Annotated in this window: 16 protein-coding genes; 13 read left to right on the top strand and 3 right to left on the bottom strand. The window is 45.7% G+C overall.

Translation table 11 applies throughout. The features are described from left to right. The first annotated feature begins 64 nt into the window (after window positions 1–64). The 5 genes from CH376_RS02570 to CH376_RS02550 all read left to right on the top strand — a co-directional run bounded on the left by CH376_RS02570 (window position 65) and on the right by CH376_RS02550 (window position 5,728). Window positions 65–1,240, top strand: a complete 1,176-nt coding sequence (locus CH376_RS02570; RefSeq protein ID WP_100786671.1) for an acyl-CoA dehydrogenase family protein — start codon at window positions 65–67, stop codon at window positions 1,238–1,240. A 22-nt stretch (window positions 1,241–1,262) separates the two neighbouring features. After that, window positions 1,263–2,303, top strand: a complete 1,041-nt coding sequence (locus CH376_RS02565) for a phosphotransferase family protein (RefSeq protein WP_100786670.1) — start codon at window positions 1,263–1,265, stop codon at window positions 2,301–2,303. Then, window positions 2,293–2,688, top strand: coding sequence for a DUF6285 domain-containing protein (locus tag CH376_RS02560; RefSeq protein WP_100786669.1), 396 nt, complete (start codon window positions 2,293–2,295; stop codon window positions 2,686–2,688). Before CH376_RS02565 ends, CH376_RS02560 begins: the two co-directional genes overlap by 11 nt. A 10-nt stretch (window positions 2,689–2,698) precedes the next feature. Next, window positions 2,699–3,433 carry a histidine phosphatase family protein gene (locus CH376_RS02555; protein WP_100786668.1) on the top strand — a complete coding sequence of 245 codons (735 nt, stop codon included), beginning with the start codon at window positions 2,699–2,701 and terminating at the stop codon, window positions 3,431–3,433. Window positions 3,434–3,616: 183 nt separating this feature from the next. After that, entirely contained in the window at window positions 3,617–5,728 is a 2,112-nt protein-coding gene (locus CH376_RS02550; protein ID WP_100786667.1) for a sensor histidine kinase, read from the top strand. A gap of 3 nt (window positions 5,729–5,731) precedes the next feature. Here the strand turns inward: CH376_RS02550 and CH376_RS02545 are convergent, their stop codons facing one another. Continuing rightward, window positions 5,732–6,406, bottom strand: a complete 675-nt coding sequence (locus tag CH376_RS02545; protein WP_100786666.1) for a glutathione S-transferase family protein — start codon at window positions 6,404–6,406, stop codon at window positions 5,732–5,734. Window positions 6,407–6,592: 186 nt separating this feature from the next. Between CH376_RS02545 and CH376_RS02540 the strand changes: the two genes are divergently transcribed. After that, window positions 6,593–6,913 carry a DMT family transporter gene (locus CH376_RS02540; protein WP_100786665.1) on the top strand — a complete coding sequence of 107 codons (321 nt, stop codon included), beginning with the start codon at window positions 6,593–6,595 and terminating at the stop codon, window positions 6,911–6,913. A 406-nt stretch (window positions 6,914–7,319) separates the two neighbouring features. Here CH376_RS02540 and CH376_RS02535 read toward each other — a convergent pair whose 3' ends face one another. Beyond that, window positions 7,320–7,913, bottom strand: a complete 594-nt coding sequence (locus tag CH376_RS02535) for a PaaI family thioesterase (protein WP_100786734.1) — start codon at window positions 7,911–7,913, stop codon at window positions 7,320–7,322. A 243-nt stretch (window positions 7,914–8,156) separates the two neighbouring features. Between CH376_RS02535 and CH376_RS02530 the strand changes: the two genes are divergently transcribed. Continuing rightward, on the top strand, window positions 8,157–9,191 hold the full coding sequence (locus tag CH376_RS02530; RefSeq protein WP_100786733.1) for a zinc-binding dehydrogenase: 1,035 nt from the start codon (window positions 8,157–8,159) through the stop codon (window positions 9,189–9,191). Window positions 9,192–9,423: 232 nt separating this feature from the next. Continuing rightward, window positions 9,424–10,899, top strand: coding sequence for a hypothetical protein (locus CH376_RS02525; protein ID WP_243394776.1), 1,476 nt, complete (start codon window positions 9,424–9,426; stop codon window positions 10,897–10,899). A gap of 186 nt (window positions 10,900–11,085) precedes the next feature. Here the strand turns inward: CH376_RS02525 and CH376_RS02520 are convergent, their stop codons facing one another. Next, the gene (locus CH376_RS02520; protein WP_100786664.1) at window positions 11,086–12,534 is read right to left on the bottom strand and encodes a pectin acetylesterase-family hydrolase; all 1,449 of its coding nucleotides are present in this window, start codon (window positions 12,532–12,534) and stop codon (window positions 11,086–11,088) included. A 531-nt stretch (window positions 12,535–13,065) separates the two neighbouring features. Here CH376_RS02520 and lon point away from each other — a divergent pair. From lon to CH376_RS02490, 5 genes are all read left to right on the top strand, one after another. Continuing rightward, entirely contained in the window at window positions 13,066–15,564 is a 2,499-nt protein-coding gene (lon, locus tag CH376_RS02515; protein ID WP_100786663.1) for an endopeptidase La, read from the top strand. A 48-nt stretch (window positions 15,565–15,612) separates the two neighbouring features. Further along, complete coding sequence (locus tag CH376_RS02510) at window positions 15,613–16,737, top strand: DegT/DnrJ/EryC1/StrS aminotransferase family protein (RefSeq protein WP_100786662.1); 1,125 nt, start codon at window positions 15,613–15,615, stop codon at window positions 16,735–16,737. Between the two features lie 181 nt (window positions 16,738–16,918). After that, complete coding sequence (locus tag CH376_RS02505; protein ID WP_100786661.1) at window positions 16,919–17,398, top strand: Dps family protein; 480 nt, start codon at window positions 16,919–16,921, stop codon at window positions 17,396–17,398. Between the two features lie 273 nt (window positions 17,399–17,671). Continuing rightward, window positions 17,672–19,765 (top strand): methyl-accepting chemotaxis protein, encoded by a 2,094-nt coding sequence (locus CH376_RS02495; RefSeq protein WP_100786659.1) that lies wholly within the window; start codon window positions 17,672–17,674, stop codon window positions 19,763–19,765. 41 nt (window positions 19,766–19,806) lie between these two features. Then, window positions 19,807–20,544: a phytanoyl-CoA dioxygenase family protein gene (locus CH376_RS02490; RefSeq protein ID WP_100786658.1), complete on the top strand. Its 738-nt coding sequence runs from the start codon at window positions 19,807–19,809 to the stop codon at window positions 20,542–20,544. Window positions 20,545–20,576: the final 32 nt, after the last annotated feature.

Here is a 20,576-nt window from a genome sequence, read left to right as displayed (position 1 = left end):
ATGAAATATGTCGATGAGTGTGAACATATAAATATATAGGTCGCCGATTTCGAAGGGAGGAAGAATGGATTTTACAATACCGGCAGAAGTGGAAGATATTAAAAAAAGAGTCCGCGATTTCGTGGAAAACCACGCGATTCCCGCTGAGGATCATTACGATTACGATCATGGTAGAATGCCGGAGAAGATCACCGAAGAACTCCGTAAAAAAGTAAAAGAACTCGGACTCTGGACTCCGCATCTTCCCAAGTCGGAAGGCGGACTCGGATTGGACATGGTCGGAACCGCTATCATTTTTTCGGAGCTGGGAAGATCTCCGATCGCCCCTTATCTCTGCAACTGCGACGCACCCGACGAAGGGAACATGCACCTTCTGCATATCGCCGCGAACAAAGAACAAAAAGAAAAATATTATTATCCGTTAATTCAAGGGAAAATTCGTTCCGCATTTGCGATGACGGAGCCGCCTCCGGGCGCCGGCGCGGATCCTCAAACTCTTTTCACAAACGCAATCAAAGACGGAAACGAATACGTGATCAACGGGCATAAATGGTATTGTACGGGTGCGAACGGCGCTTCTTTTTTGATCGTCATGTCCAAGGTCGCCGATTCTTTTAGAAGAACCACGATGTTCTTGGTCCCGACGGACACTCCCGGTTATACGATGGTGAGAGAAATCGGGGTGATGGGTTCGCACGGTCCCGGCGGTCATTGTGAATTAAAATTCGAAAACGTTAGAGTTCCGGAATCCGCGATTCTCGGAAGAGTAGGCGAAGGTTTTAAATGGTCTCAGGAACGTCTGGGCCCGGCTCGCCTAACACACTGTATGCGCTGGCTCGGACTTGCGAGAAGATCGATCGAAATCGCAAGGGAATACGCTCTCAAAAGACAGGTTTTCGGACAAAGGATCGCGGATCACCAGGGAATTCAGTGGATGTTCGCCGAATCCGCGCTTGAAATAGAATCCGGTTACATGCTCACTCTGAAAGCTGCTCACACACTCAGAGCGGGAGAAGACGCAAGACAGATCATTTCCATGGCGAAATGGAGCGTGTCGGAAACCCTTTGCAAAGTGATCGATCGTGCGATTCAGATCTGCGGTTCTCACGGATACGGAAGGGATATGAAGTTGGAATTGTTTTATAGGGATGCGAGAGCCGCGAGAATCGCCGACGGACCGAGCGAGGTTCACAAGATGGTGATCGGAAGAAACTTGGTGAGCGGCAAACACGAATTTTAGAATATTAGAATTTACTAAAAATATGAACGACATAGAATTAAAGAATGTTCTGGAAGGATATCTTTCCGAACGATTGAAGGGCAAGACCGAAATTCACGCGATGGTTTCTTTGAGCGGAGGCGCCTGTCAGGAGAATTTTCTGGCGGAACTCAAGGTTCAAGACGGACCTGAAAAAGGATCCTATGAAACCGTATTTCGGACCGACAAAGGCGCGGCCTTACTCGCCTCTTTGAGTCGAGAAGACGAGTTCGGAGTCTGCGATCTCGCCTACAAGGCCGGAGTAAAAACGCCGAGACCTTTTTGGCTGGAAACGGATCGTTCCGTGACGGGAAGTCCGTTCTATTTTATGCAGAAAATTTCCGGTAAGGCGACTGGAAGATATATCGTAAAAGATCCTTCGCTTAACAAAATCCGAAATCAGCTTACGGTTGAACTCGCGGAAAACCTTGCGAAGATCCATTCCGTAAGACCGGAGAACTGCAAGGACGAGAAGTTAAAAAAAGTTCTTTGGATGGGACAGGATCCGAAAGACAAAATGGTCGCGACCGGCTCGATCCATTCTCTTCGGTTGGAATTGGAAAAGAAGGCTGAGAGTTATCCCGCTATGGAAATGATTCTCAACTGGCTCGAAAAAAACGCAAAACCTTCGGAAGACGTTGTTCTGATCCACGGCGATTTTAGAACCGGAAATTTTATGGTAACTCCGGACGGTCTGCAAGGAATCGTCGATTGGGAGTTTGCACACTGGGGAGATCGCCACGAAGATCTTACCTGGCTTTGTATGAGAGATTGGAGATTCGGAAAATTGAATAAGGAAGCGGGCGGTTTTGCAGACCGGTCCTCATTCTACGAAGCCTATGAAAAGGCTTCGGGTATTGCTCTGGATCCCGCGATGATCACTTATTGGGAAGTGATGGGAAATCTTCGGTGGGCGATCGGTTGTATCGGCCAATCCGAAAGACATCTTTCCGGAAAGGATAAAGGAATCGAACTCGCCGCGATCGGAAGACGGGCCTGCGAGATGGAATACGAAGCGATGAGGATCATAGAAAATGCAAGATAAACCGAGTTCGACGGATCTTCTGGAAGCGATTCAGGATTTTCTAATGAAGGAAGTTCTTCCCCAGTTCAAGGATAAGGATCTTTTATCCTATAAAACATTAGTAAGTTGGAATATGCTGGGAGTGATCTCGCGGGAAATCCGTTCGGGAGAAGAATTGCTCGACAAGGAGCTGACCAGGCTTTCCAAACTTCTGAAAAAGGAAGTTTCGTTTCCCGCGACCCTCGATGAAAAAAAGAATCTCGCGAACGTTTGGAACTTCGAACTCCGAGATAAGATCAGAGAGGAAAAGTTATCCATCGAAAACTCGGAATACTGGAATCACGTCAAGGAAACGGTGAGAGAAAAGGTAGAAGTCACCAATCCTAGGTTCACGACGGAAAGTTAAGTAAGAATTCATGTCAGTAGTTTATCTCGTTCGCCACGGTCAGGCAAATTCGCAAGGATCGGATTACGACCTTCTTACCGCGCACGGAAAAAAACAGGCCTTTCAGTTGGGGCGATACATGGCGACTAACGGAGAAATTCCGGATCGAATCATAACCGGAACCATGCGCAGACATTTGGAAACCGGAGAATCTTTTTTGGAAGGCGTGAAATCGGTCGTGGGAGAACAGGAAAAATTCTCCTTGGATTCTTTTCTGCAAAGAGACGCTGGATGGAACGAATTCTCGCCGGAGCTCTGGGCCTCTTATTCCAAGTTGATCGCGTCTCAGAGAGCCGAGTTTGAAAAGACGCTCGTTCAATTCGGTAAAGTCAGACTCAAGGGAGGGATTCGATCCGCGGCGTTGTTCTTCAAATTGACCGAGGAAATTCTCAAGGTATGGAAAGAGGGGAAGGAAACTCCGGACGGAATCGAGACGTATCGGAATTTTGAGAGTAGAGTATTCCATTCTTCTAATATTTGGTTTTCGCCGTCCGATAAGGAAAGAAATTTCATTTTCACTTCGGGAACTCCGATCTCCCTGGTGTTGAACCGTCTCTTGCTTCAGAACGAAGATAGTTTTGCCTGGATGCCCTGGATCTGGAACACTTCGGTCAGTACGTTTCGTTGGGTGAGGGGAAAGTATCTTCCTGTTTCGATCAACGGCGTCCCTCATCTGTTCGAAAAAAGCGACCGCACTCTTTTTTAATTTACAGCCCGCCCAAAACCTTGTTTTGTTTTGTCAAAACGATCAATGCTGCAAGGCTCTGTCCCGGTTTTGGGCCAAAATCTTATATAGAAATCATTCGAGATAGAATTTCCTTTCTATGAGAAAATGGATCGACGTAAAGGGCGCTTAACGTCTATACTGTCTGTCGTTTGTGAGCGATTGATGACAATACAACCAAGTCATTCTCGACCCTCGATTCCCAAAGTCGGAATTTGGACGTTTTGGATCAGTACGGTCCTTGTGTTCGTTTCCTTTGCGGCGAATTATTACTATGAAGATAGAAACACAGATAGACTTATAGACAATATTCATTGGACGATCTCCTATGTTTGCGCCGCCGCACTTGCTTGGATCGGTTATATCGCCGCCGAAGGAGGAATTCACCGTTTTCGGTTTTGGTTCGCGCTCGGCCTTTCCGCGAACGCGCTCGGACAACTTTCCTGGGCGATTCAAGTTTATCTGGATTACTATGTCACTCCGACTCCGAGTGATTATCTTTTTCCTTTGGTCGCTCCTTGTTTTATCACCGGATACTCTATTATCGTTATTGAATGTAATAAGGAAAAAATCAGAGCCGTCGTTCTCGACGCGCTCGGCCTGACCACCGCGATTCTTACTCTTTCCTTGGCCCTGTATCTGCCTCAGAGGGAGGGCGTCAGCATTCCTCAACTTCTTCCTCTGATCAATCACCCGGTTTCGTTTCTTACCGCCGCCGCGTTAGGCGTTCTTTTGATACCGCTTCTTCGGCTTCAACCGGATCGTTACTGGTTTTTGTTTTTATTGGGAACCTGGGGAACCGGTTTTTGTTGGCTTGTATGGAACGCGCTTTTTATATCCGATATTCCGCCGGACGGAACTGCGCTTAACGCTTGTTTTTCCGTTTCCGCTCTTGTGATGGGTTACGGTTCTTTGACTTGGTTTCCGAAGTTCAACGAAAGTCCGATTTGGGAAAGAAGATACGAAGCCGCGCTTCGGCTTTTACCTTTGTTCGAGGTCGTGGCAAGTTCGATAACGATCGTGTTGGCCGGAACTCTTCCCGGTTTTCCTCAAGGCGTTAGAATCGTTGCGTGGACCGGAACCACGATCGTAGTCGTGATTGCGAGCGTGCGGCAGAGTTTTCTGGTAAGCGAAATGACCGAGACCGAACAAAAGATCCGTTCCATCAACGAAGGTTTGGAAGGAATCGTCGCAAAGCGTACGGAAGAATTAAGAACCGTAAACCAATACCTCATTTCTAAGAACGATCAAGTCCTGAACGCGATGGAAGAATTGAGAAACGCGCAGAAACAACTCATTCGCTCCGAAAAGATGGCGGTCCTCGGACAATTGGTCGCCGGGATCGCTCACGAACTCAACACACCGCTCGGTGCGATCGTTTCTTCCAATGAAGGGATTCGTTCCGTGTTGCACAATTCGTGGGAAGGATTGCTGCGAGATTATTCCGGATTTACGGAATCGGAAAAATCGATCTGGGAGAAATTATTTTCCAAAGGAATTTCTCCGAGAGAATTTTACGATACGAAGGAAGAAAGAAGTAAAAGAAAAAAAATCTCCGTTTTGTTAAGCGAACAAGGAATCGGGGAGGCGCTGCGTATCGCGGATATTCTTACCGACTTGGGTTTGAGTCCCGAAGACGTTTCAGAAGTTTCGAAAAGTTTAAACGTAAAGGACAATCTTCTTTTGATCGCTCAAAACGCTCTTTCCCTTTCTAGTTTGGCGAGGGCGAGTTTTACGATCGAAAAAGCGGCCGAAAAAGCCTCTCTCGTGATTCAAGCGCTGAAAGAATACGCGTATAAGGATCGATCGGGAACCGTGATGGCTTCGGTTGATATTCGAAAACAATTGGAGACCGTCCTCACTCTTTATTATTCCAAATACAAAACGGACGTTGAAATCGTAAGAGACATGCCGGAAATTTCGATCGCCTGGGGAAACGCGGAAGCCCTAACCCAAGTATGGACAAACATCATCGGTAACGCCCTCTATGCGATGAATTATAAAGGGAAGATGAAAATTTCGTGCAAGGAAACTCCGACGAGTTGGGTCGTATCGATCTCGGACAGCGGAGGCGGAATCGAAGATACGATTCGTGATCGAATCTTCGAACCTTTTTTTACCACAAAACCTTCCGGTGCGGGGACCGGACTCGGTCTGGATATTTGCAGAAGAATCATAGAAGACCACAACGGAAAAATTTCCTTTGAAACCTCGGAGAAGGGAACCACCTTTCACGTGGTTTTACCGATTCGGAACCAGAGTTCCGAATCGATCTAAATTCTATTTTCCTAATATAGCTTGACCTTTCTTTTTGAGTTCTTCCTCGTCTTTTTTGTATTCCACTTTGTTAGGAATGTCTTTTCCTTTTATAAAAGCGGGGCGTTTCGCCAATTCTTCGTCCCAGCGTTTTAGATTCGGGAATTCATCCAATGAAATTTCAACCCAGTCGTGGACGTTGACCCAGGGCCAGGTCGCAATGTCGGCTATGGAAAGTTCATTTCCGCCGAGGTATTTCGTTTCTCCCAATCTGCGATTTAAAACCGAATAAAGACGTTTTGTTTCGTTTTGATATCTTGCGATCGCGAACGGAATTTTTTCGGGAGCGTATTTTAAAAAGACTCCAGCCTGGCCTTGCATCGGACCGACTCCTCCCATCTGAAACATCAACCATTGGATCGCTACGCTTTTTTCTTTCGGATCCTTCGGCAAAAGTTTGCCCGTTTTTTCGGCGAGATATATAAGAATCGCGCCGGATTCGAAAACCGCGAAGTCTCCGTTGTCCTTATCGATGATTGCGGGGATTCTTCCGTTCGGATTGATCTTTAAAAACCATTCTTCTTTTTGTTCCAATTTTCCGATATCGATGGGATGAACTGTATAAGGAATTCCTAATTCTTCCAACATGATGGAAGCCTTTCTTCCGTTGGGCGTCGAGGCGGTGTATAATTCTATCAATGTTTTTCTCCTTTGTTTTTGGAAATTAGTTCGTGTTGGTATTAGACTCCGGCGAGCGCAGTTGTATTTTAAAAAGTTACAATTCCAAAAAAATCTTCGAATCTTTTTTCAAAGATGCCGTCGTCAACATGGATTGTCCGATCAACAATGACTTGTAACCCGGACTTCCGATCGGAAATTGGAAAGATGGCTTGGATCTATCTCATCGTCGCTTCCGTTTTTGAAATCGGATTCACTACTTGTTTGAAACTTTCGGAAAATTTTTCAAAGCCGTTGTGGACCGTCGGCTTCGGGGTTTCCGCGGTTTTGAGCCTTGCCTTTTTAAATAAGGCGGTTCAGACGATTCCGATGGGAACCGGTTACGCGGTTTGGACCGGGTTGGGCGCGGTAGGAACCGTTTTCGTCGGCATTTTACTTCACGGCGAACCTTTGGATTTTTGGAGAGGCTTTTTTCTTTCCACCCTGATTCTTTCCGTCTTGGGCTTGAAGTTTTTAGTCGCCGAATGACTTATCTTGAACTGTGAACGAATCCGTTTAGAAATATTTGTATTTTAGAATATTCTTAAATTATTAAATTCCCTGGATTTATTCGCCCGTTTACGGCGCTAATCCTGAAACCCAGACGAAGCGGAAACACCGTTGTTTTATGAATTCCGATCTTTGTGTGAGTTCCTACAAATTGGGTCTCATAGGCCTTTCGTAAGATTTCGGATCGTTTCGCATCATTGCAAAAGCGTATGAGTTCCCGCATCTTAGGACAAATTCAAAACAAAACGACCGGCCCTGCTTTTGAAAGCCGGAACTAATCTATCGAGAGATCGTATGCTTTTTTTGAAAATTCCTAAAAGAATCGAATCTGAGTTCTTGCCTAAGAGGAAACGTTATGCGAGATCTGGCTCGGACTTTTATCCGCTCATTCCGATTGTTTGAGTTCCGCGTTCGCTTTTTGACGTTTGAGTCGTTTTCGGATTTCTTTCCCTCGTTTCTGGTTTACTTCCAAAACTTGGAGGAGAGTATCGATCGGAAAAACGGTTCCTTGGAACATTCTTCGCATCGTCCTTTCCGACATATCGTACCAGCGCGCTTTTGAAGAGACTAAGAGTTCTCCCGTCTTAGAAAGATGAATGGTTGATTTTGTATAGAGTCTTCTTCTTCGAACCATCGTCACCCAACAACGGACTTCCACTTCTTCCTGAAGAGGAACCGCTTTGTGATAGCGCATATACAATTGATCCGTCATCACAAAATGACCGAGATGAAAACAGAGAACGCCTTGCGCTTCGTCGAGAAGAGTCGCGAGAACTCCGCCGTGCGCGTAACCGGGTGCGCCTTCGAAGGCTTTTTCTATTTTAAAAGGAAATCGAACCTCTCCGCTTTCTTCGTGAAAAGGAAAACTCGCATGAATTCCCTTCGGATTATCGGGACCACAACCGAAACAGTTCTTATGATGCCAGTCTTGTCCGTTCTGACTGGCTTTGATCTCCCGGTAGATTGTATCAGGTTCCATCTTTTTCCTCCGGAAGGAATTTGGATTCTTTCGATCGATCCGAATTTTACAAAGGATCCGATTCTTCTTCCATGAAAAAATCGGAGGGTTTGGATTCAAGTGAGAAACGATCGGAAATTCCGGAGCGGCCGTTTCCGTTCGTTCGCGGAAGAGGTGGTAGAATTTCGATTCTTTATCAATATACCTTGACTGAGAGCTTTACGATCTTATTCTACGTTGCGTTTCATCAAGGGAGAATTTTTTATGAAAGCCGCAATCTTAGAATCCGGAAAACGAAGTTTAGAGATCCGCGACGTCTCGGTTCCGAACGTCGGTCCCGGACAAGTAAAAGTTAAAATCAAAGCGTGCGGAATTTGCGGATCGGACGTACATCTTGTCGTTCACGGAACTCTCAAGTGCAAACACTTCCCGAGAGTTCCCGGTCACGAATCGTCCGGAGTCGTCGAAGAAGTGGGCGAGAATGTAAGTCGCTTTAAAAAAGGAGACCGAGTCGTGATCGCCGCGGGCACTTCCTGCGGAGTCTGCGCCTATTGCAAAGCGGGTCGTGAGAATCTTTGCAAAGAACTCGGCGTTTTCGGTTTTGATAGAGACGGAAGTTTTGCGGAATACAACGTCGTGGAAGATCGTTATCTTTATCCCTTACCGGATGCGATTCCTTTTGATCAAGGCGCGATTCTCGCCGACGCGGTATCCACTCCCTATCACGCGATTCGATATCGCGGGAATATAGTCGACGGGGACACGGTGGCTATTTTCGGATGCGGAGGTTTGGGGATTCACGCGGTCGCAGTGGCAAGGGCACTTACGAGCGGAAAGGTAATCGCACTCGACGTCGACAAAGGTCCTCTTGAGAACGCGGCGAAATACGGAGCAGACGAAGTGATCAATCTCAAGGAAGTGAGAAATCCGGGCAAGGCTTTGAAGGAAGTCAGTCAAGGCGTGGATCTTCTCGCGGACTTTTCGGGTTATATGTCCAATATCGAAGAATCTCTGAGGGCGATGAATCCGGGCGGGAGAATCGTTCTTGTCGGAATCGGAAGACAACCTCTCAAATTTCAGATCCCTTTTATACTCATCGAGAAAATGATTTCGGTTTCCGGTTCGTACGGTTCGGACAGAAGGGCGATCCCGGAGTTGATCGATCTGTATTTGAAAGGCAAGATCAATCTGACACATTCCATCACTTCGCATCATCCATTAGAAGAATTGAATGAATGTTTGGAGGCCCTGGATGAAAGAAAAGGGAACCCGATTCGATTTATCATCGAGCCGAGTTGAAAAACCTTCGGAATCTTTGGAAGAATCGAATTCATTCGGAATTGCTTGGAAAAGCGGGTTTCTCCGCAACCTGAGCATTTTCTGAAAAGTAGGAACTCCTTCTTTTTTCGGGTTCACGGCCGATGCCTTTATTGTAGCGATCGTTATAAAAATCTTGCTTTTTAAAAATCAGGATCTACGGTGGGAAGAATTCTTCCGTAATATATATCGGTTGTTATTTAAAGGTGATTTTGTGAAAACTCAAATTCGAAAACTCGTTCTTCCGGGCCTCGTCCTCTTTTCCATTCTTCTCGTATTGCCGGTCTTAGGTGCGTTCTCCCTCAAGGATATTCCGCATTCGATCGGACCGGACGGCAGAGAACTTTCCAAACAGTTTCTCGGACTTTTGAGAGGGGCGGCAAAAAAGGTCCAGTATGACGGAAGAGCATTAGAATTTCATAATTATATCGAGGCCTCTCTGGAGAAGTTCGAGTTGAAAAAACTTTATCATTCGGAGTTTCTTCAGAAGGAAGAGGACGGAACTCATTGGGTGAGTTACAAGGGCAAATTTTCGTCGGATGGTTATAAGATCAGCCTGGAAGACAAACGGATGAAGACGATTTCGGTTTCTTCGTTCGGAGATTTCAGCGCCGAATTCGATTTGAAACATAACCCGAAACCTCTTTTTAGCGGAACTTCCTATTCCGGGAATTTGGATCTGACCACTCATTTGGGTCCTTTTACCCACAAACACGCGGTTACGGCGATGGAATCCTCGCTCAAATTTTTGGATCCTCAGAACGTTAGACATATCGACGCGCCGGCCTCGCTTATATTCAAAAAAGTGAATGATCCGGAAGCTCGAAAAGTGTTAAACGACTTGTCCAAATCGTTTCCGGATCTGGCAAAATTCTTAAACTACTACTTCGGCTTGGAATCTCTTCTGGTCTTAAGCGAAGACAAGGCGACTAACGGAGAAGGGGCGATCACTAAATTCAATTTTAAAGGCTCCATTTCCAGAAATATTTCGGACGACTACGAGGAATTGGGGGATTATCTGGATTCCATCAAATATCTGGGCTGGGTTTATATTCGATTGGAGAATCCGAAAGGAAAAACTCTCGCCGAAATTCGCCTCAACTCTAAAACGCCCGATATATCCTTTAAGTTTATCACCAAACACGGAAAAATTCTTCCCTATGATTCGAAAGGAAATTTATTTCCGGAGGATTCTTTTGCGGTCTCCTCCTTGAATCATTTCCCGTTCCAAGTGAAGGTAGCGGTGGAAGCGAATCTCTACGGTCTTTTGCTCGAAAATCCGGAAATCCTTCTTTCGGGCCTTTTTGTAAATCATCCGGAAAACGCTTCTCTTTCCTTTAAGATCGTCAAGATCGAAAAGTTCGACGTCTCGGGAGGTTTTTCCTACGTAATTCCGACTTGGGCGATCAACCTTGTCATTCCTGGGAATTTAGAATCGATCATCCACGAATTCACCGAAACGCTCGTGCACGCCAACGGAGAAAAAGGAACCAAAGTTTCCCTTTCCTGGAACCGAGATTCCGGAAAGACGCTCATGAAAACTCATATCGAATCCGAATTCCTGGATAACTTTTTCATCCGTTTCGGACTTAAAATCTGGAATCACAAGGTCCTTCCCTCCGAAGAAGCCCGCGACGATATCCGAAAGGTCTTTATCCGAGCGATGGATTTGATTATTAAGGATATTTAATGTTTTTTGGTTTCGGATTTCGTTTTCAGCGCGGCAGGGATCGATGCGGAGTCAAGTTATTGCTCAATCTTTAGATCTTCGTTTTCTAAAAAGCGATTCAATAACTTGACTGAAGCGGAGAGCCCGTCCGCCGCCAAAAATCGTATTCCAAATATTTAAAATACTTTTTCGGAATTCGATTTTTTCTTAGAGCCCCGTAATCGTTCCGCAGGTCGTGAGTAGATCCTTTGCGCTCGCATAAGACGCGTCGGATGTCGCCACTCCGAGCGCGAGATTGATCCTGCTTTTGTTGAAGTTGGAGTTCACACAACTTCCTCCGTTGTTCGAACACTTCGCGTTCCCAGGTTTTGTTCCAGAAGCGAGGGTCGTAAGCCAGGTCACAAAATTCGTTCCGCCCGCGCTGACTCCGTACATATCCTCCGAGGTCGTAATCGTATGAACGTCCCCCGGAGCGACGTAGTAGGAATAATTCGTCGCACCTCCGGAGATCGCGTTCATGGAAGTTACGGCCTGTTGCGACCAACCGCAGGTCGCTCCGTCCGTGGAAGCCGGAGTTCCGTCAGGAACCGAACTTCCGTCCGAATCTCCGAATAACGCCGAATAGGTTTTGGAAGAATCATAGGGATCCGTCGTCTTCGAGTCGGAATACGTCGGCGCAGCGTTGATGATGTTCATCACCTTATAGAAGAATCTTTGATTCCCGTCAAACAATGCCGCATACTGTCCCGTCTTGTCCGTAGGATAGAACGTGGACACTTTTGTGAAAAAGTCCTGAATGGAAGGAGCTCCCGTCGTGAGATAGTTTGCGGCGATTCCGGTCACCCAAGTGGGAAGATTCGGATCCGCTCCCCACTGCGTGCTCAAATTTGCGAAGAATCCGTTCGGTACGATTCCGTTAGACGCATCGGAAAGCATATTCACTTTTACGGATGCGTTGAGGCCGCGCACCGTTTCTCTTACGATTGGATAATTCAAAAGCGCTCCGTATCCTCCTGCGCTTTGTCCGGTGACGAATACGTTTTCCACTCCGGGATATTCGGATTGAATGAATTTTAACGTCGCCAAGACGTTGTCGTATCCGCGGTGTTTGATTACCGTCGCGGCTCCCGTATTCGGATTTGTATAAGTCATATCTTTGGAACCGATATGCAGATCCCCCGTACAATATGGAATAAAAACCACGTCGTAATCTTTGAACGGATTGGATGCGTTACCCGCGTTCATCACTCCCTGAAAAGCGATCTTTACGAACTGATCCGGAACCGCGTTGAGCGCGTTGAAGTAAGTGGTCGTGCTGTTTCCAAAACAGTTGTATCCGCTCCAGCAAGCCCCTCCGCCCATAAAGTTGATCAAAAGTTTCTTATTCGAAGTCGCGACTTTTTTTCTATATAAGGAAAACGTTGTATTTCCTTCGGCTCCGGTGCAGGAAGGATTGTAGGAGCGATTTGTATAACCCGCCCCCGCCACGGTTATGGTTCCCGCCGATGGAGTGATCTTTTCGTAAGGTGTGTAGAGAAAATTCGCCACGACCAATCCTAATATCTTCTTATCCTCGTCCTTATCGTCGTTATTCTTGCATGCACCGGACGCGAAAATAAGACAAAATGCCATGGCCCATAGAATTCTTTGATTCATCTCTTGAACTCCTATCCTTTCTCTCGTTTCTGTTTTTTTGAACTGGCCAATTATAAGGTAAGCGGCAGGGAAAGTCAACCGATACATCGAAAACAATACGATGGATGGGAACGTTCAACGTTAGATTGATTGAAGAATTTTCGGAGTGAATTTGAATTTCTTTCGTTTCCGATTTCGACTTTTTTCTTCGAAGGATCCGATCCTTTAAACTCGCGTTTTGTAAATCCGTACATCGCGCTCCCGCATTCGATGAGTTTTGTCCTTTTTGTTTTTTGAAATCGTTAAGAGACATGATCTTTGAAAAAAGCGGCCTCGGTTCTTCACACCATTCTTATCCTAATTTTTTCTTTCCTTTTTTCGATCGGGCCCGTGAAAGTTCGCGCGTTCTTTCTCAAAAAGGAGACGGTCTGTCTCATCTACTCAACGATTTTAGATTGAAATCGGCTCGGATTTTATTTGAGAATCCTTTCCTCTGTAGGAACCTGGACAAATCCGGCATTTGCCGGAACCTTTTAGGGAATAGGAGACCTTTTGGACCCATTAGAGGATTTATCCGGAATCGAGGAGAACCTGATCGTTCCGTTGGATTCGATCTTGCCGCCGGAACTATTTTTGATTCCTATCAAGTCGCGTCCCGTTTTTCCGGGAATCATCACTCCTCTGATCGTTCCCAGCGGGAAATTCGCAAAGGCGGTGGAAGAATCCCTCAAAGGAAATTCCTTCCTCGGTCTTGTCCTTCTCAAGGACGAAGAGAACGAAAAGGAAACTTCCGAAAATATCTATCAGTTCGGTGTCGTCGCAAAGATATTAAAGAAAGTGCATCTGCCCGACGGCGCGGTCAATATTCTAATCAACACTGTACGTCGTTTTAAAATCAATTCCTACACGAGCAACGATCCTTTGATCGCCAAGGTTACGTATCCGGAAGAAGAACCCGGTGCGCCGAAAAACACGATCAAGGCGATGATGAGAACCCTTCTCGTGATGACGCGGGAACTCGCGCAGAACAATCCTCTTTTTACAGAAGAGATGAAACTCACGATGCTCAACGTGAACGAGCCCGGAAAGATGGCGGACTTCGTCTGTTCCATTCTCAACCTCGAAAAAGAAGAGTATCAATCCGTCATCGAATCCAACGTCTTAAAGGAAAGAATCGAAAAGGTTCTTCTCTTTCTCAAAAAAGAGATCGAACTCGTCTCGATCCAACGGGAAATTTCGGATCAGATCCAAGACAAGATCGATAAGCAGCAAAGACAATTTTTTCTCAGGGAACAACTCAAGGCGATTCAGAACGAACTCGGAATCAAGGACGATAAGTTCGAAAAGAAATACGAAAAGTTTTTGGAACGCCTCAAGTCGATCAACGCGGATCCGGAAGTCGTCGAAGAAGTCACGAGAGAACTGGATAAGTTTTCTTATGCCGATCCGAACACGGGCGACTACAACGTTATCCGAAATTACCTCGATATCCTGGAATCCCTTCCGTGGGAATCCGCTCCCTCCAGAGAAATCGATCTAGACAAGGCCAAACGCACCCTGGATCGGGATCACTACAAACTAGAAGACGTAAAGGACCGGATTTTAGAATTCCTCGCGGTCAAAAAACTGAAGGCGGACGAAAAAGGCACGATTCTTCTTCTCGTGGGTCCGCCCGGAGTCGGAAAAACTTCGATTGCCAAGTCGATCGCGGAGGCGATGGGCAGAAAGTTCTTTCGTTTTTCCGTCGGCGGTATGAGGGACGAAGCCGAGATAAAAGGTCACAGAAGGACGTATATCGGCTCCATGCCCGGTAAGATCATCTCCGCTCTTCGCATAACAAAAGAGAAGGATTGTGTGATCCTTTTGGACGAGATCGACAAACTCGCAGTGGGAATTCAAGGCGATCCCGCCTCCGCGCTTTTGGAAGTTCTGGATCCGGAACAGAACAAAAATTTCAGGGATCACTATCTCGATCTTCCATTCGATATTTCTAATGTGTTTTTTATAGCGACGGCGAATACGCTGGATTCCATTTCCAGAATTCTTTTGGATAGGATGGAAATCATCAATCTTTCCGGTTATATCACCGATGAAAAGGTTCAGATCTTTCAGAAGTATCTCTGGAAAAAAGTCCTAGCAAAAAACGGAGTCGCGCCGTACGGAATCGATTTCGAAAAAAAGGCGATCGTAGCTCTGATCGATTCTTATTCCCGAGAATCGGGAGTCCGGGGTTTGGAAAAGGTGACCGACAAACTCGTCCGCAAGATCGCGATGAGAATCGTCAAAAAGGAACCGTTTCCGAAAGTGATCCACGAAAAAGATCTCGAAACCTTTTTAGGAGTTCCGAAATTTACGGACGAAAGAATGGTCAAACCTCTCGTTCCCGGAACGGCTCTGGGTCTCGCATGGACCTCGGTCGGCGGAGCCACTCTTTTGATCGAAGCCCTTTTTATCAAAGGGAAAGGCGGAATTCTTCTGACCGGAATGATCGGAAAAACGATGGAAGAATCTTCGAGCATCGCTCTGAGTTATATTCAAAATTTCTTACATAGGGACGACCTATTCTCGGAAAAAACCGTTCACTTGCACGTTCCCGACGGGGCCACTCCGAAGGACGGACCTTCCGCCGGTATCACGATGGCGACCGCCATTCTTTCCCTCGCTCTGAATACTCGGGTCAAACCCGGTTTCGGTATGACGGGCGAGATCACTCTTACGGGCGAGGTACTCGCGATCGGAGGTCTTCGGGAAAAGATCGTCGCCGCGAAACGGGTCGGAGTTCATAAGATCATCTATCCAAAAGACAATCTTCAGCATCTGGAAGAGATTCCGGATTACGTAAAGAAGGGGATGTCCTTTTTTCCTGTGAGCCGATTCGAAGAAGTCGCCAAATTGATGTTCGACGAAAAAATTCTTCTGAAAACGAATCCGTCTCTGAAAGACGCGCTGAACGGCGAGAACGACATTCCCCGCAAAGACGTTCAAAAGAAAAAGGCCGCATCGAAGAATTCTTCCCGCAAAAAGAAGACCGGCGTTAAAAAGAAGAAGTAGTATTTTAGAATATTCTTAAATATAAATTAAAAAAAAGTAGGAGGCCTAATGGGCGTTCCATTTATCGATATCAAAAGGTTTGAACCGGGACTACTGGAAGAATGGGAAGAGAAAGTAAAGGTTCTGAGTAAGAACGCGAGTTTTATCGGAGGAGAGGAAGTTTCCCTTCTCGAAAAGAATCTTGCGGCTTACGCTCAGACGAAGTTTTCCGTCGCTTGCGCGAACGGAACCGATGCGCTTCAATTGGCGTTGAGAGCCTTGGGAGTGGGAAAGGGCGACGCGGTTTTACTTCCAGATTCCACGTTCTGGGCGACTTTTGAAGCGGTCGTGAACGTCGGGGCCGATCCTTATACGGTCGATACGAATCCGGACGACCTTCAGATGGATTTCGCCGAATTTGAAAAGGCGGTCGAAAAAGTGAAACCGAAGGCTGCGATGATCGTTCACCTCTACGGTTGGGGTTCTTCCAGAATCGAAGACTTTCGCAAACTCTGCAAATCCAAAGGGATTCCTCTTTTGGAAGACGGCGCGCAGTGTTTCGGAGTAAAATACAAAGGTGCATCTCTTTATAAGGACGCTGCGATCAGTACCACTTCCTTTTATCCCGCGAAGGTGTTAGGCGGAGCCGGAGACGGAGGCGCGGTTTTTACGAACGACGAAGAATTGGCGAACAAGGTAAGAATGCTTTCCAATCACGGAAGAATTTCTCATTACGCCTACGGCGACGTCGGTTGGAATTCGAGACTGGACACTCTTCAGGCCGCATTCCTAAACATCAGTCTCAAACATCTGGAAGCGAGAATCAAATCGCGCAGAGTTGCCGCACAAAAATATTATGAAATACTCCCAAACCTCGGGATTCAAGTGATTCAACCTCCGAAGGACTACGAAGAGAACGGTTACTGTAACGTGACGCTTTCGACTCCGGAAGAAAGACCGAACGTTCAGGAAGTGCTCAAAGAAAAGGGAATCGGTTTCGGAAACATCTATCCCGGCGCGATGAGCGATCAACCCGGAGCGAAACCTTATATCAAAGGTAAGTTCGGAGAAAAACATCTCACCGGAAGAATCTGTGCGTCCGTCCTCAACTATCCGCTCTTTCCTTATATGAAAAACGAAGAACTGGAAGAAGTGTTCGCGGCGATCAAAGAATACAACTCTCGAAAAAAATAAATTCTCAATCCTTAAGGGGCGGACTTCTCCGCTCCTTAAATCTTTTAAAAAACACTTGTCATTCAAATCCGATTTTTTAAAATTTCTGCATTCTAAAAGTAGGATCTGGATTTAAGGAATCACGAGGATTTTTCTTGTCCTTTCCTGCATTAGGTCTAATATGATATAGGGGGATCTGACAATGAATATTGATATTGGAATTTCCGAAAAAAATCGAGATACGATCAACACAGGATTGCAAAAACTTTTAGCCGATACTTACATTCTTTACTTTAAAACTCACAGTTATCACTGGAATGTGACCGGTCCGCAATTCAATACTCTTCATCTCATGTTTCAAACACAGTACAACGAACTTTGGCTTTCGATCGATCTGATCGCGGAAAGAATCCGCTCTTTGGGTTTTTTCGCGCCGAGTTCCTCGCACCAACTCGGAAAGCTGACTTCGATTCACGAAGAAGGCGGAGTTCCGAACGCGGAGGATATGATCCGTCATCTTGTTTCCGGACACGAAACCGTGATTCGAACCGCGAGATCGCTTCTACCGGTCGCGGACGAAGGAGGCGACGAAGTAACTCTCGACCTTCTAACACAAAGATTGGAAGTGCACGAAAAAACCGCGTGGATGTTAAGAAGTATGCTGGAAGTAAGAAATACTTGATTTCCGTTTAAACCGACATCGCAAAAGGGCGTCTTCGTTTCGGCGAACGCGCCCTTTTTTATTTCAAAACATTTCCATCCTTTTTTAGAAGATTCTAAACTTAGAATTTCGGTTCAGAGTAATATTTTCTACTTTAGCAAAGTCTGATTCATTTACGAACTCGGGACGAATTAGAACGAAATTCTTCGTTTTATTTTTACCTTTCCTTAGGTAATAATTTCTTGAAAAAGAAGTAAAACCGGTTCCACTCTTCTCCTTCAAGGAATTGAAACCGTGATACAAAAAATCTACAATCTTTCTCTTCTGAAAAAACTCACCTTGGTGATTCTTCCCACTCTCATTCCGCTCCTTTTATCCAGTTTTTTCTTTCTCAAAGAATTTTCCGATAAGAGCGAGTTTACGAAGAGAGAAGTCGGCGGTATCGATTTTTTCTTCGGAGCGATCGAACTCTATTCCAAACTCGTGGATCGAAGGAAGGATTTCTTTTATTCCATGAAAGGTAAAACTTCCGTCGAAGTATTAAAAAAAAGTAATCAAGCAATGGAGGATCAGCTTATCAAATTGGAGAATTTGGAAAAAGAGATCGGCTTTATGGAACGTTCTCCCGAATTTCTTGCGATTTTGAGGAAGGAATGGAACGGACTCCATAAAATTCCGGATTCGGATCTGGATATAAACGCGGTCCTCAAATCCCACGAACCGATTTTCAAATCCTTGATGGAATATCAGGAATACATCGCTCAGGATTCCAATTTGATTCTGGATTCCCACCCCGAAACTTTTTACGTCCTTTCGGTTAATATTCTGTATATTCCAAACATCATCAGCGACTTGGCGATCATTCGAGGAACCGGTTATCAATTGCTGGAACAGAAGAAGCCGGACTTTTTTTCCAAAGAAGCGATTCAGATTCTGAATAAGATTCATCATATTGAAAGTAATCAGAAGGAAGTAAGCGCGCTTCTTAAGAGGTCCGTGGATCAGAACGGAATCATCAAAAATAAATTCGAACAAAGAATTCTAAACTTGGATAAGAACGTAAAATCCAACTTGGATCTTTGCAAAAAAACTTTTACGGGAGAATCCGTCGAAACCCCGGACGTTTTTCTGAAACGTATGATCGCTTTCGTGGAAGAATATAAGGTTCTTGAAAGGGATCTTCTTCTGACGACTCAGGAATTGCTCAAGGAAAGATTGAAGGCGGATCGTTTGAGAATCGTGTTCGCACTTTCCGGTTTGTTTATTTTGCTTTTGGCGACTACGGTTTTTTGTTATATAGTGATTCGTTCCATCATCGATCCGGTTCATAAGATCACCCTCGGACTGAAACAGGCGATGGGAGAACGAGACCTTACGATTCAGATCGACGCGGTCTATCAAAATGAAATCGGTGAGATCACGGTTACAGCGAACGAATTCTTAAATTACCTCGCCTCTTTGTTTCAGAATCTATCGAGAATGGCTCAGAATTCCAATCAGATCGTAAACCAACTAACAGACTCTATACGAAACCTGAATCAATCGGCGCAATCGCAAGCCGCCGGCACCGAAGAGTCTTCCGCAGCTCTGGAGGAAATCGCAGCGTCCTTACAAAACGTTTTGCATTCGGTCGAAGGGGAAGCCCGGGACGCGCAGGATCTGAGCGTTCGATCCGGAGAACTGAAAACGTCCATGGGACTCGCAGGCGAAAAGCTGGTGAGTTTGAGCGATTCCGTAGGAAGGACGGCAACGGCCGCCGTCGAAGGGAAGGACACGATTCTTCAAGCGACGAAAGCGATCGATGAGATTCGGGAGATGGCGAAACAGATCAATTCGATTACTTCGTTGATCACCGGTATTTCAGATCAAACAAACCTGTTGTCCTTGAACGCGGCGATAGAAGCCGCAAGAGCCGGTGAAGCAGGAAGAGGATTTGCGGTGGTCGCCGAGGAAATTTCGAAACTCGCGGAACGTTCCGTCGCAAGCGTTAGAGATATCGAAAGACTTGTTTCCAATACGCACGAGGCCGTGACCAAAGGTTCGAATAACGTGAATACCGTGGTTACTTTCCTTTTGGAGTTGATTGAAAATACGAATCGATATCAACAAGAGGTCGTGGATCTCGTTAACAACGTAAAAGATAATACGACTCGGATCGACAGAATCGCTGACACGATCTTAAAAGTTTCTTCCGAGTCTTTGCAGATTGAAACGGCGACCAAGGAACAAAAATTATCCACGGATCAGATCGCCGATACGATCCAATTGATCACGACCGAATCGCAGGCGATCGCTACGAATTCGGACGAGGTTTCCATGGTCTCGGAGAAAATTCAACACCAAGCAAACGAATTGAATTCGATCCTATCTCAGTTTAGATTTTCCTAGGATTCTTATTTACAAAACTGTGCGGACTTGCAACATGAAACGTGCACTACTCGGAAGAATTCGCAAAGAAAGGTTATACTCTTTTTAGGAATTTTTTTTCGAAAGATGAACTTGCATCCGTTTCCAAGATCGTATTCGAAGCAGATCGAAATTGGCGCGAAGAATACAACTTTCCGGAGAACGTAAACAGCGCCTATTTGACGAGCGATAAGTTTTCGCCCGCCTTTATCGATCGGGAACGACTGTTTGAGTTTATATCCGATCCTAAACTTGTTTCCGTCGCGACGTCTCTCGTAAAATTTAAGGTATTCTTTTTGAATACTCAGCTTTTCTTCAATCCTCAATCTGCTTTAAAAAAACCGTATTGGCACCGCGACGTTCAATACTTGGGTGTCGAAGAGGAAAAACAAAAGGACATCGTCAAGACGGACGCGGTATTGCATTTCAGAATTCCGTTTCAAGACGATCCCGGGATGGAATTTATTCCGGGGTCTCATCTGCGTTGGGATACGGAGTTGGAAAGAAATACAAGATTGGAATTAAACTCAAGGCGTAATTTTGACGAGTTGCCGAGTTCGATTAGGATTCCGCATAAACCCGGCGATCTACTCGTTTTCTCGGCGCATTTGATTCATAGAGGAGTTTACGAACTTGACCGAAGTTCATTCGATATTCTTTATACTTCTTTTCCGAGTTCGGAACTCGAAGTTCAAAAGACGGGGCATTTTCCGAATTCAGGTTCCGCATTTTTCGGGAATCCGATTTTTGATACGACCTAGTCTTCCATCGATAACGGATCGTTTTCGTTTTA

It is taken from the genome of Leptospira adleri, assembly GCF_002811985.1.
GTDB lineage: Bacteria > Spirochaetota > Leptospiria > Leptospirales > Leptospiraceae > Leptospira > Leptospira adleri.
This window is presented reverse-complemented; position numbering and strand designations above follow the sequence as displayed.

Excerpts from the sequence above, each read along its gene's own strand:
- CH376_RS02570 (WP_100786671.1), top strand. The coding sequence starts at position 65 with ATGGATTTTACAATACCGGCAGAAGTGGAAGATATTAAAAAAAGAGTC.
- CH376_RS02565 (WP_100786670.1), top strand. The coding sequence starts at position 1,263 with ATGAACGACATAGAATTAAAGAATGTTCTGGAAGGATATCTTTCCGAA.
- CH376_RS02560 (WP_100786669.1), top strand. The coding sequence starts at position 2,293 with ATGCAAGATAAACCGAGTTCGACGGATCTTCTGGAAGCGATTCAGGAT.
- CH376_RS02555 (WP_100786668.1), top strand. The coding sequence starts at position 2,699 with ATGTCAGTAGTTTATCTCGTTCGCCACGGTCAGGCAAATTCGCAAGGA.
- CH376_RS02550 (WP_100786667.1), top strand. The coding sequence starts at position 3,617 with ATGACAATACAACCAAGTCATTCTCGACCCTCGATTCCCAAAGTCGGA.
- CH376_RS02540 (WP_100786665.1), top strand. The coding sequence starts at position 6,593 with ATGGCTTGGATCTATCTCATCGTCGCTTCCGTTTTTGAAATCGGATTC.
- CH376_RS02535 (WP_100786734.1), bottom strand. The coding sequence starts at position 7,913 with ATGGAACCTGATACAATCTACCGGGAGATCAAAGCCAGTCAGAACGGA.
- CH376_RS02530 (WP_100786733.1), top strand. The coding sequence starts at position 8,157 with ATGAAAGCCGCAATCTTAGAATCCGGAAAACGAAGTTTAGAGATCCGC.
- CH376_RS02520 (WP_100786664.1), bottom strand. The coding sequence starts at position 12,534 with ATGAATCAAAGAATTCTATGGGCCATGGCATTTTGTCTTATTTTCGCG.
- CH376_RS02510 (WP_100786662.1), top strand. The coding sequence starts at position 15,613 with ATGGGCGTTCCATTTATCGATATCAAAAGGTTTGAACCGGGACTACTG.
- CH376_RS02505 (WP_100786661.1), top strand. The coding sequence starts at position 16,919 with ATGAATATTGATATTGGAATTTCCGAAAAAAATCGAGATACGATCAAC.